The sequence below is a fragment of the Streptomyces sp. NPDC046870 genome (assembly GCF_040704595.1).
GTDB lineage: Bacteria > Actinomycetota > Actinomycetes > Streptomycetales > Streptomycetaceae > Streptomyces > Streptomyces argyrophylli.
This window is the reverse complement of record NZ_JBEYXM010000005.1, coordinates 99,114-113,692: the sequence shown is the minus strand read 5'-3', so window position 1 is coordinate 113,692 and position 14,579 is coordinate 99,114. Positions and strand designations below refer to the sequence as shown.

Annotated in this window: 13 protein-coding genes and 3 pseudogenes; 6 read left to right on the top strand and 10 right to left on the bottom strand. The window is 72.0% G+C overall.

Annotated features, from left to right (window positions below):
• Positions 1–258: 258 nt before the first annotated feature.
• The gene (locus AB0946_RS13970) at positions 259–825 is read right to left on the bottom strand and encodes a TetR/AcrR family transcriptional regulator (RefSeq protein WP_366760808.1); all 567 of its coding nucleotides are present in this window, start codon (positions 823–825) and stop codon (positions 259–261) included.
• 110 nt (positions 826–935) lie between these two features.
• On the opposite strand from AB0946_RS13970, the gene AB0946_RS13965 reads away from it, so the two are divergent.
• From AB0946_RS13965 to AB0946_RS13950, 4 genes and pseudogenes are all read left to right on the top strand, one after another.
• Positions 936–1,949 (top strand): NADP-dependent oxidoreductase, encoded by a 1,014-nt coding sequence (locus tag AB0946_RS13965; protein ID WP_366760807.1) that lies wholly within the window; start codon positions 936–938, stop codon positions 1,947–1,949.
• Between the two features lie 239 nt (positions 1,950–2,188).
• Positions 2,189–2,870, top strand: a pseudogene (locus AB0946_RS13960) (alpha/beta hydrolase).
• Positions 2,870–3,112, top strand: a pseudogene (locus tag AB0946_RS13955) (PAS domain-containing protein); the annotation flags it as partial. The pseudogenes AB0946_RS13960 and AB0946_RS13955, both read left to right, overlap by 1 nt.
• 4 nt (positions 3,113–3,116) lie before the next feature.
• Positions 3,117–3,260, top strand: a pseudogene (locus AB0946_RS13950) (anti-anti-sigma factor); the annotation flags it as partial.
• Between the two features lie 50 nt (positions 3,261–3,310).
• Here the strand turns inward: AB0946_RS13950 and AB0946_RS13945 are convergent.
• The 3 genes from AB0946_RS13945 to AB0946_RS13935 are packed head-to-tail and all read right to left on the bottom strand — an operon-like array spanning position 3,311 to position 5,888.
• Positions 3,311–3,949 carry a 3-oxoacid CoA-transferase subunit B gene (locus AB0946_RS13945; RefSeq protein WP_366761088.1) on the bottom strand — a complete coding sequence of 213 codons (639 nt, stop codon included), beginning with the start codon at positions 3,947–3,949 and terminating at the stop codon, positions 3,311–3,313.
• A 50-nt stretch (positions 3,950–3,999) separates the two neighbouring features.
• On the bottom strand, positions 4,000–4,695 hold the full coding sequence (locus tag AB0946_RS13940) for a 3-oxoacid CoA-transferase subunit A (protein WP_366760806.1): 696 nt from the start codon (positions 4,693–4,695) through the stop codon (positions 4,000–4,002).
• Positions 4,692–5,888, bottom strand: coding sequence for a thiolase family protein (locus AB0946_RS13935; RefSeq protein WP_366760805.1), 1,197 nt, complete (start codon positions 5,886–5,888; stop codon positions 4,692–4,694). Before AB0946_RS13935 ends, AB0946_RS13940 begins: the two co-directional genes overlap by 4 nt.
• A gap of 71 nt (positions 5,889–5,959) precedes the next feature.
• Here AB0946_RS13935 and AB0946_RS13930 point away from each other — a divergent pair, with 71 nt between their 5' ends.
• A complete protein-coding gene (locus AB0946_RS13930) occupies positions 5,960–6,841 on the top strand; it encodes a LysR substrate-binding domain-containing protein (RefSeq protein ID WP_366760804.1) in 882 nt (293 codons plus the stop codon).
• 72 nt (positions 6,842–6,913) lie between these two features.
• On the opposite strand, the gene AB0946_RS13925 is transcribed toward AB0946_RS13930, so the two are convergent.
• The 6 genes from AB0946_RS13925 to AB0946_RS13900 form a co-directional block, all read right to left on the bottom strand.
• Positions 6,914–7,813 carry a PfkB family carbohydrate kinase gene (locus AB0946_RS13925; RefSeq protein ID WP_366760803.1) on the bottom strand — a complete coding sequence of 300 codons (900 nt, stop codon included), beginning with the start codon at positions 7,811–7,813 and terminating at the stop codon, positions 6,914–6,916.
• A gap of 114 nt (positions 7,814–7,927) precedes the next feature.
• A complete protein-coding gene (locus AB0946_RS13920; RefSeq protein WP_366760802.1) occupies positions 7,928–8,929 on the bottom strand; it encodes an SIS domain-containing protein in 1,002 nt (333 codons plus the stop codon).
• A 73-nt stretch (positions 8,930–9,002) separates the two neighbouring features.
• A complete protein-coding gene (locus AB0946_RS13915) occupies positions 9,003–9,848 on the bottom strand; it encodes an ABC transporter permease (protein WP_366760801.1) in 846 nt (281 codons plus the stop codon).
• Positions 9,845–10,753, bottom strand: a complete 909-nt coding sequence (locus tag AB0946_RS13910; protein ID WP_366760800.1) for an ABC transporter permease — start codon at positions 10,751–10,753, stop codon at positions 9,845–9,847. Before AB0946_RS13910 ends, AB0946_RS13915 begins: the two co-directional genes overlap by 4 nt.
• A complete protein-coding gene (locus AB0946_RS13905) occupies positions 10,717–11,991 on the bottom strand; it encodes a spermidine/putrescine ABC transporter substrate-binding protein (protein ID WP_366760799.1) in 1,275 nt (424 codons plus the stop codon). The genes AB0946_RS13910 and AB0946_RS13905 overlap by 37 nt, the downstream gene beginning before the upstream one ends.
• 13 nt (positions 11,992–12,004) lie before the next feature.
• Positions 12,005–13,204 (bottom strand): ABC transporter ATP-binding protein, encoded by a 1,200-nt coding sequence (locus tag AB0946_RS13900; RefSeq protein WP_366760798.1) that lies wholly within the window; start codon positions 13,202–13,204, stop codon positions 12,005–12,007.
• A 234-nt stretch (positions 13,205–13,438) separates the two neighbouring features.
• Here AB0946_RS13900 and AB0946_RS13895 point away from each other — a divergent pair, with 234 nt between their 5' ends.
• Positions 13,439–14,542: a LacI family DNA-binding transcriptional regulator gene (locus tag AB0946_RS13895; protein WP_366760796.1), complete on the top strand. Its 1,104-nt coding sequence runs from the start codon at positions 13,439–13,441 to the stop codon at positions 14,540–14,542.
• Positions 14,543–14,579: the final 37 nt, after the last annotated feature.

Below are 14,579 nucleotides of genomic sequence, written 5' to 3'. Positions count from 1 at the left end.
GGGACCGGTTCAGCTCGTGGGCGGAGCGCTGAGGCGGACGAGGCGCGCCCGTGCGTCGCGTGGGGCGGCGAGCGTGAAGCAGGCATCCCCGCGAGGCTCCGGATCGGCGGGCGAGGCACTGGCGTGGCAGGCCGTTCGGGCCGTACCCACACGCTGACGCGCGGCGGTCCGCCGTGCGGGCGGCACGGCCGTCGAACGCGGCTCCCGCCGGCACCGTCTTCGCCCGTGAGCAGCCCCCTGGTCCCGGGGGAGCGGCGTTCACCCGGTTCCGGTCCTCGCCGGGCTCGTCACGATCGCGCTCGCGACGACCTCGAAGAGGTGGTCCGCCCGCGGTGCGAGCGAGGGCTGGTCACCGAGCCACGCGAGCGCCGCCACCAGCGCGAACAGATCGGCACCGTCGACATCGGTCCGTGCCGCGCCTGCGGCCTGGGCGCGTGCGAGGAGCCGCGCCCCGGCCGCGCGCAGGGTGACGCACGAAGCATGGAGCGCGGACTCGGTGTCCTCGATGGCGGCTGCCATCAGCACGGTCACGCCACGGTACTCGGTGGTCCACGCGACGCAGTCGCGCAGCCACGAAAGGAGCGCGTCCCGGGGCGAGGCGGAGGCCTTGAGCGCGTCCGCCCGCGCCGTCAGCTCGTCGAAACTCGTGCGCAGCAGGGCGTCGAGCAGCGCCTCGCGCGTCGGGAAGTGCCGCAACAGCGTCGCGAGTCCGACATCGGCCCTGCGCGCGATGTCGCGCAGTGACACGTCGACACCGTGCTCGGCGATGGCGGTGCCCGCTGTCGCGAGCAGGTGGTCGCGGTTCTTCCTGGCGTCGGCCCGCATGTGTCCCTCTTGACTATCCGGATCAGTGGTCCATATATTCGGATCAGTGGTCCGTTTATGTGGACCGCTGATCCGGATAGCCTATCCCGCAGCGCGGGCAGGAGAAGACGATGCCGACACACACGATGAGGGCCGTCCGGCTCCACGAGCACGGCGGCCCCGAGGTGCTGCGTTACGACGAGGTGCCGATCCCCGTACCGGGGCCGGGCGAGGTGCTGGTCCGCGTGATCGCGGCCGGCGTCAATCCTCCGGACTGGTACCTGCGCGGCGGGCTGACCACGATGCCCGGCGAGACGGAGCCGTCGGTGAGCCTGCCGGTAATTCCGGGAACGGACGTCTCGGGCGTGGTGGAGGCCGTCGCCGCGGACGTGGACGGCCTCGCCGTGGGTGACGAGGTCTTCGGTCTCCTGCGCTTTCCCAGCTTCCGCGGCAGCGCGTACGCCGAGTACGTGGCCGCTCCCGCGTCGGACCTCGCACGCAAGCCGGCCGGCATCGACCACGTGCACGCCGCCGGGGCGCCCATGGCCGGGCTGACGGCGTGGCAGTTCCTGATCGAGGTGGGCCACGACCACCCCTCGCCCTTCCAGGCCGCACGGCACCGCCCGACGGCGCTCGACGCCGGCACGACGGTGCTCCTCAACGGCGCCGCGGGCGGTGTGGGCCACTTCGGCCTGCAGCTGGCGAAGTGGAAGGGCGCACGGGTCATCGCGGTGGCGTCGGGCGCACATGAGCCGTTCCTGCGAGAACTCGGCGCCGACCGGTTCATCGACTACACCAAGAGCCGTGCCGAGGAACTCGTGCACGACGTCGATCTCGTCCTCGACACCGTCGGCGGCCCCGGCAGCAGGCGTCTGCTGCGCACCCTCAGGCGCGGCGGCGCCCACTTCCCCGTGCTCCCCGGGGACTTCGACGAAGAGGAGACCGCGAAGCTGGGCGTCACGGTCTCCAGCGCCCAGGTCCGTTCCAACGGTGCGCAGCTCGCCGAACTGGGGCGCCTGCTCGACGAGGGCACGGTCCGCGTGGCGATCGACAGCACGTACGCTCTGGCGGACGCGCGGGCGGCGCACGAACGCGCCGCCCGGGGGCACATCCAGGGCAAGATCGTGCTCACGGTCGCTCGGTAGCGAGGGGCCCGCGGCAGAGGGCGGCTGCCCGGCGACCGGGGCACCCGTCCGGACGGCGAGCAGCGCCGCGCGACGCACCGCCGCCCCACAGGCCGGCCGGCCGCCCTCGGGCACCCCAGCGCCGAGCACGACCCGGTCGGATGGCCGGCCAAGTCCGACGAGTCGGGGGCTGGACGGGCCCGCCGAGCCCCTGTCGGAGACGTGGTGGAGGGGGCCGGGCCCGGGGCCGTGCGGGAGGGGTGGTCCGGCCCTGGGAGACTGAGGGGCGTGCCGTGGTGCCGGCCCACGGGTCCGGCTGTGACCAGAACATGTGGCGACTGACGCTGCCTGCCCTGGTCGAAGACTACCGGGTGGTGCTCTTCGACTACGTCGGTTCGGGCCGCTCGGACCTGTCCGCGTTCTCGGAGAACCGTTACGGCTCTCTGCACGGCTACGCCCGGGACGTGGTGGAGGTGTGCGAGGAACTCGACCTGCGGGACGCGGTGTTCGTGGGTCACTCGGTCAGCGCCATGATCGGGGTGCTGGCCGCGGACGCGGCTCCGGAGCGTATCGGGGCACTGGCGATGGTCGCTCCGTCTCCGCGGTACATCGACGACGGGAGTTACCGGGGCGGGTTCAGCGCGCAGGACATCGACGTAGGAACAGTTTCTGCGCCACCGACCCGGACATGGCGCGAGTCTTCGCCCGCACCACGTTCCTGTCGGACTCGCGGGACGACCCGAAAAGCGTGAGGGTGCCGACCCTGGTGCTCGAATGCAGCGAGGACGCCATCGCCCCCCCCGGGAGGTCGGTGCCTTCGTCCACCGGGCGATCCCGGGGTCGACGCTGGTGACCCTGGAGGCGACCGGGCACTGCCCCCACCTGTCCGCACCCGAAGCCACCAACGAGGCGATCCGGAGCTTCCTGGCCGGCCTGCGGTGATGTGCCGCACCGGGCAGCAGCCCGACCCCCACGACGCCGACGACGAGAGGGCGGCGGACGCGGCCTTCGCCGCATTGCTGGCGGACAGCGCCGAGGAGTTGTACGAGAAGGCGCCGTGCGGATACCTCTCCACACTGATGGACGGCACCATCGCCAAGATCAACGGCACCCTGCTGCGCTGGCTGGGCCTGGAGCGGGAGGCGGTGGTGGGCCGGACGCGCTACGCCGACCTGCTGACCGTCGACCGCCGCCCGCAGCCACGCCCAGGCCGCCCGGGCGGACATCGCGCTGGCGGCGGTACCCGCCAACACTCTGCGGGTGCTGCGGATCGTCGGCCTCGACCAGATCTTCGCTCTCCACCCCGACAGCGACACCGCCATCCGTTCCTGAGATCCCGGGCGGAGGGCACGGCCGGATGAGCGGCCGGCCGGTCGAGGAGATCAGTGCAGTTCGACGTCGAGGCGTGAGCGCAGCTCGTCGAGGGTGATGCCGTAGGTCTCCCGCACGTGGACGCCCCCGGGCCCGAGGTCGAAGGTGGCGACCTCGGTGTAGACCCGGCTGACGCAGCCGGTGCCGGTGAGCGGGTAGGTGCACCGCCGGACCAGTTTGGGCGCGCCGGACTTCGTGAAGAGCGACATCATCACGTAGACGTCCTTGGCGCCGATGGCGAGGTCCATCGCGCCGCCGACCGCGGGAATGTCGCCGGGCTCGCCGGTGTGCCAGTTGGCCAGGTCACCGTGCTCGGAGACCTGGTAGGCGCCCAGGACGCAGACGTCGAGGTGGCCGCCGCGCATCATGGCGAAGGAGTCGGCGTGGTGGAAGTACGCCGCTCCCGGAAGCTCGGTGACCGGGACCTTGCCGGCGTTGGTGAGGTCGGGGTCGATCCGGGCGCCCTCCGCTCTCGGGCCCATGCCGAGCATGCCGTTCTCGGTGTGCAGGACGACGCCGAGTTCCTCGGGCAGGTGGTCGGCGATCGCGGTGGGCCGGCCGATGCCGAGGTTGACGAACGCGCCGGCCGGGATGTCCCGTGCGATCACGGCGGCCACCTCGTCCATGCCGAGCGGACGGTCGGCGGTCATCGGTGCCCCGCCCGGGGACGCCGAGCCTGCCGCGGCGGTGGTGTCGGTGGTCATCGTGCCCCCTGGACGGTGTAGTGGCGGGTCCGGACCGGGACGACGCGGTCGACGTATATCGACGGCGTGACGACCGCCTCCGGATCGAGCGCGCCGAGCGGGACGACCTCGTCGACCTGGACGACCGTGGTGGTGGCGGCGGTCGCCATCACCGGGCCGAAGTTGCGGGCGGTCTTGCGGTAGACGAGGTTGCCCATCGGGTCGGACCGGTGCGCTGAGATGAGGGCGTAGTCGCCCTTGATCGGATACTCCAGCAGGTAGTCGCGTCCGTCGATGGTGCGCACCTCCTTGCCCTCGGCGAGCGGGGTGCCGACCGCGGTCGGACAGTAGAACGCGCCGATCCCGGCGCCGGCGGCCCGCATCCGCTCGGCCAGATTGCCCTGGGGAACCACCTCCAGTTCGATCTTCCCCTCGCGGTAGAGCGCGTCGAAGACGTAGGAGTCCGCCTGCCGCGGGAAGGAGCACACCACCTTGCGGACCCGGCCGGCCGCGAGCAGCGCCGCCAGCCCGACGTCGCCGTTCCCGGCGTTGTTGGAGACGATCGTGAGGTCCTTCGCGCCCTGCCGGACGAGGGCGTCGATGAGGTCGAACGGCATTCCGGCCAGGCCGAAGCCGCCGACCAGGACGGTGGAACCGTCCTCGATCCCGGCCACGGCCTCGTCGGTCGAGTCCAGCACGGTCGCGCGGCTCACTTCGACACCTCCGGGTTCTCCAGGACGACGGCCAGACCCTGGCCGACGCCGATGCAGATCGCGGCCACGCCGTACCGCTCGCGGCGTTCCCTCAGGACCGCGGCCAGGGTCCCGAGGATCCGGCCGCCGGAGGCGCCCAGCGGGTGCCCGAGCGCGATGGCCCCGCCGCGCTGGTTGACGATCCCGGGGTCGCGCAGGCCGTCCTTGAGCCAGGCGTCGACGCAGGCCAGCGACTGGACCGCGAAGGCCTCGTTGAGTTCCACCGCACCGACCTGGTCCCAGGTGATCCCGGCGCGGGCGAGCGCCCGGTTGGCGGCCTCGACCGGGGCGTAGCCGAATTCCCGGGGGTCCAGTGCCATCGCGCCCCTGCCGGCGATCCGGCCGAGCGGGTCGGTGCCGAGGGCCGCCGCCGCTGCCTCGCTGCCGAGGAGCAGCGCGGAGGCGCCGTCGGAGAGCGGGGAGGAGTTGCCCGCGGTGATGGTGCCGTCCGGCCGGAACGACGGCTTCAGCGCGGCCAGCTTCCCGGTGTCCGAGTCCGGGCGGATGCCCTCGTCGCGGACCACGTCGCCGACCGGGGTGACCAGCGCGTCGTAGAAACCGTCCTCCCACGCCCGGTGCGCGAGGCGGTGGGAGCGGACGGCGAACTCGTCCTGGCGTTCGCGGGAGATGCCGAAGCGCTCCTGGAGCTGCTCGTTGCACTCGCCCAGCGAGACGGTCCACTCCTTCGGCATCCGCGGGTTGACCAGCCGCCAGCCCAGGGTCGTCGACACCGCGGTGACGTCGCCCGCCGGGAAGGCACGCGACGGCTTGGGCAGCACCCACGGCGCCCGTGTCATCGACTCGACACCGCCCACGAGCACGACCTCGGCGTCGCCCGTCTCGATCGTGCGGGAGCCGGCCATCGCCGCGTCCAGGCTCGACCCGCACAGCCGGTTGACCGTCGTGCCGGGCACGCCGGCCGGCAGACCGGCCAGCAGCGCGGCCATCCGGCCGACGTTGCGGTTGTCCTCGCCCGCGCCGTTGGCGTTGCCCCACACGACCTCGTCGATCGCGGCGGGATCCAGCGCCGGTGCCCGCCCGAGCACACCGCCGATCGCCGTGGCGGCCAGGTCGTCGGGCCGGACGCCGGCCAGTGCTCCGTTGAACTTGCCGAACGGTGTCCGCGTGGCGGCGTAGAGGAATGCGCTCTTCATGGCTCGAAGGCTAGACGGCAGCTTCGATACCGTGAAGTATCGATATCACCCTCGATTGATATCCTGAACATATGGATCTGCGTCAGCTCCGCTATTTCCTCGCCGTCGCGGAGGAGCGCCACTTCGGGCGTGCGGCCGAGCGGCTCCACATGGCACAGCCACCGCTCTCGCAGGCGATCCGGCAGCTGGAGGGCGAGCTCGGCATCGCTCTGTTCCACCGCACCACACGCCGGGTCGACCTCACCGAGGCCGGCCGCGTCTACCTCGAACGGGTACGAGCGATCCTCACCGAGGTCGACCAGGCCGCCGACCACGCCCGCCGGGTCGCCGCCGGTTCGGTCGGCCACCTCACCCTGGGCTGCGTCGGCTCGGCGACGTACAGCCTGCTGCCGACGCTCTCGCGTCACCTCGCCACCGAACTGCCGGGCATCGACTTCTCCTTCCGCGGGGAGATGCTCGCCCCCGATCAGGTGGAGGCACTGCGCGGCGGCGCCATCGACGTGGCCCTGCTGCGCCCGCCGGCGGCCGACCCGTCCCTCGTCGTCCACACCCTGCGCCGGGACCGCCTCGTGGTGGCCCTCCCGGCCGAGCACCCCCTCGCGGCGAAGACCAGGGTGCGGGCCGCAGACCTCGCCGGCCTCGACATGATCATGCACTCGGCGGACCGCCGCTCGGTGATGCACGGCGTCGTGCTCGGTGTCCTCCACGACGCCGGCATCGAGCCGCGGATCCGGCACGAGGTCGGGGAGACCTCGACGCTCATCACCCTCGTCGCCGGCGGCCTCGGAGTCGCGGTCGCACCCGAACCGGTGACCGCGCTCGCGCTCGACGGCGTCGTCTACCGGCCCCTGGTGCGCCCGACGGCGTCGGTCGAACTGGCCGTCGCCCACCGCGCCGACCGCGACGAGCCCCACCTGGCGCGCGCGGTCGAGGTCATTCGCCGGCTCTTCTGAACCGAGGGCTCCGCGGCGAGCCCGGCGCGGGCGGTGTCCGGCGTACACACCGGCGCGTTCGCGCGTCGGTGTTCAGGCACCAGCCGGTGAAGACGGCGCCCCCTTGTGTTCCGCGGCGGGCCGGCCGTGGCCGAAGGCGGCCTCGACGAAGCACTGGTCGTGGGCCGACCGCGCGCCCTGCCGCAGGGCGCGTTCCAGAGAAGTGCGGGACGGCGGATCGTGGCGCGACCAGCCGTCGTGGAGCAGGGACACCGCGAAACCGGCGAGGAACGCGTCACCGCAGCCCATGGTGTCGGCCATGGTCCGTGCGTCCGCGGCGAGGGCCGGTGCCGTCGCCACGGTGTGGCCGTCGTACACGGTGGCGCCCGCGAGGCCCCGGGTCGCCAGGACCATGCGCGCGCCCCGCGCCACCACGGCTTCCAGCAACCGTCGCGTGGCCGCCTCGTCCAGGTCCGAGCAGGACAGCAGGGCCAGGTCGAGGTGGGGGCAGACCCGGTCGAGGTAGGCGGGGGAGCGGAACTCGTCGTCGTCGGAGAGGTCGAAGCTGACCAGCGGACCGGCCGCGGCCAGCTTGGGCAGTTCGCTCTCGGTGCGCGAATAGACGCTGGAGTGCACGAGCGAGAACGACGCCGCGTACGCCAGCAGCGCGTCGTCCAGGACGAGCGGCTCGCGCACGGTGACACCGCCGCCGTTGTAGCCGAGGAACACCCGGTCGCCGCCCTGCACATGGAGGGTGGAGACGCCGGACTCGCCGTGGCGCACCACGCTGCGCTCGACCGCGACGCCCTCGGCCGCCACGGCCGTACGGAGGAAGGCGCCGAGGTCGTCGTCGCCGAACACCCCCAGATAGGCGGTGTCGAGACCGAGACGGCGGGCGTACACGGCGACGTTGACGCAGTTGCCGCCCGGGTAGTCGATGCCGCGGTCCACGAAACGGTCCACGACGTTGTCGCCGAAACCGAGGATGTTCATCAGGGTCTCCAGGAGGGCGGGCGCCGCGTCGGTGCGCGGCGCCCGCTCGGGGCGTGCCGGTGCGCGGGCACGGGCACGCCGGGGCGGATGGAGGCGGGGTGGGACGGACCGCGGTCAGTAGTCCATGACGCGGTAGTAGCGGCGCAGGTCCAGGGAGTGGTCGCGCACCCGCTCCAGGTGCTTGCTGACCCGGTCCATCACGGTGTCGAGCACCAGCGGCGCCAGCAGTCCCCGGAACTCGGGGCTGATGCCGGTCAGGGGGTAGTCACGGGTGTCGAAGACGGTGACGTCCTTGGAGACGCGCCGGGCGAACGCCTCGGCCCGGTCGGTGAGCGCGCGGGTCTCGTCCTCGCCCTGGAAGACGATGACGCTGGTGTCCTCCTCCAGCAGTTCCAGCGAGCCGTGGAAGAACTCGGCGCTGTGCACCCGGGTGGTGCGCAGCCACTGCATCTCCTCGAGGATGCACATGGAGTACAGGTAGGTGAACCCCCACAGGTTCCCGCCGCCGATGAGGAAGTGGTAGTCGGTGTCCTTGTGCGCCTCGGCGAAGTCGGACGCCACCGGCTCCGCCTGACGGGCCACGTCCACCAGGACGCGCGGCAGGCCGGCGAGTTCGTCGGCCAGACGGTCGTAGCCGGTGAACTCACCCCGCCGGGACAGCAGCCGGCCCATGAACAGCAGCATCTGGACGTCGAACGGCCAGGCCTTGGGCGCCGAGACCAGCGCGGTGTCCACCCGCCGGGCGACGGGGGAGTCGGGATGGCCGGTGAAGCCGATCGTGTACGCGCCCCGCTCCTTGCAGTGGTCGATGGCCTTGAGGCTGTCCTCGGTGGTGCCGGAGACGGAGGTGAACACGGCGGCGGTCCGCTCGCCCAGGCGGGCGTCACCAGAGACGACCAGCTCCGCCGCGATGGCCGCCCGCACCGGCAGCACCGAGGTGCGCCGGGCCAGGTGCTCGTAGGGCCACATCTGCGCGTAGGTGCCGCCGGCGCCCACCAGGAGGACGTTGTCGTACCCCTCGTCCACGAGGCGGTCGACGACCTCCTCGATCCGGGGGCGCAGCGCCACGAGGCTTTCCGTCTGGGCGACGAACTCGGCTTCGTTGAAAGAGAGCACGGTGATGGTTCCTTCGAGGGTTGTTTCCGACCGGCCGCGACAGGGCCGGTGTTCTGGCGGCGCGGGAAAGGTGTCAGGCCGCGCGGCGCCGGGAGAACAGCACGTTCGCACCGGCGATGACGAGGCCGCCGACGAAGATCAGCGTTCCCATGACGTTGACCTGCGGGGGCACGCCGGTACGGCTGGCGCTGTACACCCACAGTGGGAACGTGACCGTCCGGCCGGCGTTGAAGCTGGTGATGACGTAGTCGTCGATGGACAGGGCGAAGCACAGCAGGGCACCGGAGGCCACACCGGGCAGCAGGGCCGGCAGGGTGACCAGCCGGAACGCCGTCCACGGCCCGGCTCCGAGGTCCCGGGCGGCCTCCTCCAGCGTCGGGTCGTGACCCGCCATGCGGGCCCGTACGGTGATGGCGACGTAGGGGATGCAGAACGCCACGTGCGCGATGACGACGGTCCAGTAGCCGCGCGGCACACCGAGGACGATGAACAGCGACAGCAGGGCGGCGCCCAGGGCGATCTCGGGGGCGGCGATGGCGGCGAACAGCAGCAGGTCCACGGAGCCGCGGCCGCGGAAGCGGTGGCGGCCCAGGGCCAGGCCGATCGGGGTGCCCAGCAGGGTGGCGACCACCGTCACGACCAGCGCGACGGTGAGGCTGTTGACCAGCGCCGAGGTCAGGTTGGGGATGGCGAACAGGTGCCGGTACCAGGTGAGCGTGAAGCCCTGCCAGGTGAAGTTCACCTTGCTGTGGGTGTCGTTGAAGCCGAACAGGACCATGACGGCGATCGGCAGCAGCAGCCAGGCCAGCACCACCCAGGTGTACAGGGTGAGCGTGGGACGGCGGCGCGGGCGGCGGGCGGTGCGCGGCCGGGGCGCCGACACGGTGTCCCCGGCGGGGGCGAGGGTGCCGGTGGTCATCGCGCGGCCACCTCCAGCACGTCGTCGGTGCCCAGGGCGCGGGCGTAGGCGAACACGGCCAGCAGCAGGGCGCCCATGAGGACGAAGGACAGGGCGGCGGCGGCCGGGTAGTCGAGGTTGGTGAAGTACTCGGTCTGGATGATGTTCCCGATCATGGTGGTCGAGGGGCCGCCGAGGATGCCGGCGTTGACGTAGTCGGCGGAGGCGGGCACGAAGGTCAGCAGGACGCCCGCGAAGACTCCGGGCAGGGACAGCGGCAGCACCACGCGCCAGAAGGTCTGCGCCCGGGAGGCGTACAGGTCGGTGGAGGCCTCCAGCACCTTGGCGTCCACCCGCTCCAGCGCCACGTACACGGGCAGCACCATGAACGGCAGGAAGTTGTAGGTCAGTCCGCCGATCACCGCGTACGGGGTGGCCAGGACGTGGAAGCCTTCGGGCAGCAGCCCCAGGTGCTTGAGCGGGCCGAGCAGGACGCCGTTGTCGGCGAGCACCACGTTCCAGGACTGGGTGCGGATGACGAAGGAGACGAAGAACGGCAGCAGGAGCAGGAAGAGGAAGACCGACTTGTGCCGGCCGGCCCGGAAGGCGATCCAGTAAGCCACCGGGTAGCCCACCAGGGCACAGCCGGCGGTGGCCGCGGCACCGTAGAGGAGGGAGCGGACCAGCTGTACGTGGTAGGTCTCCACCACGTCGGCGTAGGTGCCGAAGTGGAAGGTCTGGCGGAAACCGTCGATGAAGTCGCCGGTCTGCAGGGACAGCGACACCATGACGATCACCGGCGTCACGAAGAAGGCGGCCAGCCACAGCCAGCCCGGCAGCACCAGCAGATAGGGAGCCAGGACCGCGCCGGGGCGCCGCCGGCGGCGCGTCAGGACTGGTAGATCGGTTCGAACAGCGCGTTCCACTGCTTCTCCTCCGTTTCGTCGAGCACCCGCAGGTGGCGCAGCTTGGCTTCGTCGGCCTTGGTCGGGAACACCAGGGGGCTGCTGCTCAGGGAGCCGAGCAGGGACCTGCGCGTGCCGGTGGCGGCGGCCGCGTCACGGGCGATCACCGGCTGGGCGTCCGGGACGGGACAGACGAACTGCACGGTCTCGCTGATCCTCGCGGCGACCTCGGGCCGGTAGGCGTAGTCCATGTACGTCAGGGCGTCGACGGGGTGCGCGGCCGTCGAGGGGATGCACAGGTTGTCGGTCCACAGCAGTCCGCCCTCCTCGGGGATGACGAACTCCAGCCGGGAGCCGCTGCGGTTGGCCTGGAAGACGTCGCCGGAGTACACCAACGAGGCGTACAGGTCCCCGCGTTGGAGCGAGGACTGGTAGGTGGTGGTGCTGTAGGAGCGGACCAGGCCGGCGTCGCGCTGCTTGCGCAGCCAGGCGGCGGCCTTGCGCCAGTCGGCGTGCGTGGAGGTCTCCGGGTCGACGCCTACGGCGAGCAGGGCGATGTTGCCCAGCTGCACCGCGTCGTTCCACATGCCGACCTTGCCGTGCAGCTTCGGGTCGAGCAGGTCCTGCCAACTGGTGATCTTCCGGCCGACCTTGGCCGGGTCGTAGCCGATGCCGGTCATGCCGGACTGCCAGGGGACGGTGTAGACGTTGCCGCGGTCGAAGGAGGAGTTCTTGAACGCGGCGCCGCCGTACCGGGCGAAGTTGGGCAGCCGGGCGTGGTCGAGCGGGGCGAGGTAGCCGAGTTCGACGTACTTGGGCAGGTAGCTGTCGCCGCCCAGCACCATCAGGTCGTAGCCGATGCCCTGCCCGGAGGCGAACTCCGGCTGGATCTTGCCGAACCAGGAGGCGCTGTCGTCGATCACCTCGTCGTAGGAGACCTTGATGCCGGTCTCGCGGGTGAACGCCTCCAGGGTGGGGTGCCGGCTCTGGTCGCCGGGGTCGGTGTCGATGTACTGGGTGTAGTTGGCGAAGCTGAGCCGGCCCTTCTTCTTCCGTCCGGTCCAGAAGTCGCTGACGGCGGCGGCGATCTCGGCGGCCGTGCCGGGAACGGGCTTGCGGGCGCCGGGCACGCTGCACGCGGCGAGCGGGGCCAGGGCGGCGGCACCGAGGGCGGCACGCAGCAGACCGCGCCGGGAACAGCGGCGCTCGGTCAGTCCGCGCAGCCAGGGCGCGGGAGGTGTGGGCTGCAGGGGCATCATGGTCGACCTGTCGTCAGCGCGGGGTGAGGGAACCGGAGTCGGGGACCGCACGGCCGGCGGCGCCGGAGGCGGCCGGGGCGGCGGGCGTGCTGCCGAGCGGGTAGGAGTGGACGGTGGCCCAGGACAGCCAGACGGTGTCGCCGCGGGCGGGTACGACGGAGGCGGTGCCGTCGTTGGGCTGGAAGACGGTCATCTCCGCGCCGGTGCTCGTGGCCACGGTGTAACTGGTGGAGGTGCCCAGGTAGACCACCTCGCTGACGGTGCCGCGGACCCGGCTCGCGTCCCCGGCCGGGCCGGTGGTCAGGGTGATCTTCTCGGGCCGTACCGTGAGCTGGACGTCCGATCCGGCGGTGGGCGCGGCCGCGGACGGCGGGACGGTGATGCGCTGTCCGTTGCCGAGGTCGATCACCCCGCCCTCCGGCCCGGCGGTGGTCAGGCGGCCGCTGATCAGGTTCGAGGTGCCGATGAAGCCGGCGACGAACGCGGTGGCGGGGCGCTCGTACACCTCCTGCGGGCAGGCGACCTGCTCGATCAGGCCGCCGTTCATCACCGCGATCCGGTCCGACATCGTCAGCGCCTCGGCCTGGTCGTGCGTGACGTAGATGAAGGTGATGCCCACCTCGCGCTGGATGCGCTTGAGCTCCAGTTGCATGGACTGCCGCAGCTTCAGGTCGAGTGCGCCCAGTGGCTCGTCGAGGAGCAGGGCGCGCGGGCGGTTGACCAGGGCCCGCGCCAGGGCCACGCGTTGCTGCTGGCCGCCGGAGAGCTGCCGGGGCCGGTGGTCGGCCTTCTCGGCGAGTTCCACGGTGCGCAGGATGCGGTCGACCCGGTCGTGGATCTCCCCCTTGGGGACACGGCGGCGGCGCAGTCCGAACGCCACGTTGTCGGCGACGCTCAGGTGCGGGAAGAGCGCGTAGGACTGGAACACCATGTTGATGTCCCGCTTGTTGGCCGGTACGCCGACCATGTTCCGGCCGTGCAGGAGGATCCGCCCGCCGCTCGGCTCCTCGAATCCTGCGATCATCCGCAAGGTGGTGGTCTTCCCGCAGCCGGACGGTCCCAGCAGGGAGAAGAACTCCCCTTCGGCGATGGTGAGGTTCACCCCGCGTACCGCCGCTCCGCCGCGGACGCCGCCGAAGTCCTTGACCACGTCGACGAGGGTGATGGCCGGATCTGTGCCGACCGGCGGCGGCGAAAGGGTGTCGGTTGCCATCGCGGAGACCTCCGGGGTTCGGATAGGGGAGAGCGGGCGGTCGTCGGGCAGGGCGCGGGGACGGCCGTCCGGGAGAGGGCAGGAGGATGCGTTCTGACCGGACAGGATTGATAACGTTACCAACGCGGTCGTACCTTACCCACGCCCCGACGCCCCGCGTCAATGGTTGAATGGCGCTGAATCCCACCGTCCCGTTCCCCGGTGTTCGCCGGGCCGACACGAAGAGATCCGCACATGCCCCCTGGAGCACAGCCGAGGCGCCGCGTCACCATCCCCGACGTCGCCCGGCACGCCGGTGTGGGACAGGCGACGGCCGCACGCGTCCTCGGCGGGTACGGATCGGCGAGCGCGGCCACCCGGGAGCGGGTGCTCGCCGCCGCCGCCGAGCTGGGCTACAGCACCAACGCGGTGGCCCGCAGCATGATCAGCGGCCGGACCGACACCCTCGGAGTGGTCGTCGCCGACGTGGAGAACGCCTACTTCGCCCGGGCGGTGCGCGGCATCGCCGACGTCGCGGCCAAGGCGGGACTGCAGGCCATCCTCGCCAACAGCGACGAGGACAGCGAGAAGGAGAAGGCCGCGGTCCAGCTGTTCATCGAGCGGCGCGTGGACGGTCTCGTGGTGGCGCCGGCCGCCACCGACGACGCGCACCTCGCCCGGGCCGTCTCCGCCGGCATCCCGGTGGTGCTCCTCGACCGCGTGCTGACCGGGGCCGCCCTGGACACGGTGGTCGTCGACAACCGGGGGGCGGTGAAGGCGGCGGTCACCCGGTTCACCGAGGCGGGACACACCCGGATCGCGGTGATCACCTCGGCCATGCCGGGCGACGACGGCACCCGTCTGGCGCCGGGCGCGGACATCTGGACCACCACGGAACGTGTCGCCGGCTACCGCCAGGCCCTGCGTGCGGCCGGCATCCCGCGTTCCGCGGAGCTGATCCGGCACACCGGGTACGAGCGGGCCTGGGCACGGTCGGCCGTACTGGAGCTGATGACCTCCCGCGACCGCCCCACCGCCCTGTTCACCACCGACAACGTGGCGACGCTCGGCACCCTCGACGCCCTGCTCGACCTCGACGCCCGCATCCCCGACGACGTCTCGGTGATCGGCTTCGACGACGCGGAGTGGACCACGCTCATCCGGCCGCGGCTGAGCGTGGTCAGCCAGCCCGTGCAGGAACTGGGCGGCCTCGCCGCGGACATCCTCGTCCGCCGCATCAACGGGGCCGCCGCCCGCCCCCGCCGGCACACCCTGAACACGACGTACGTCGCCCGTGAGTCGACCGGCCCGGTGCCCGCCCGGACACGACGCCTGCGAGCGCCCACGGGCGGCTCCTGATCCCGGACACGACGCCTGCCGGCGCCGACGGGCGGCT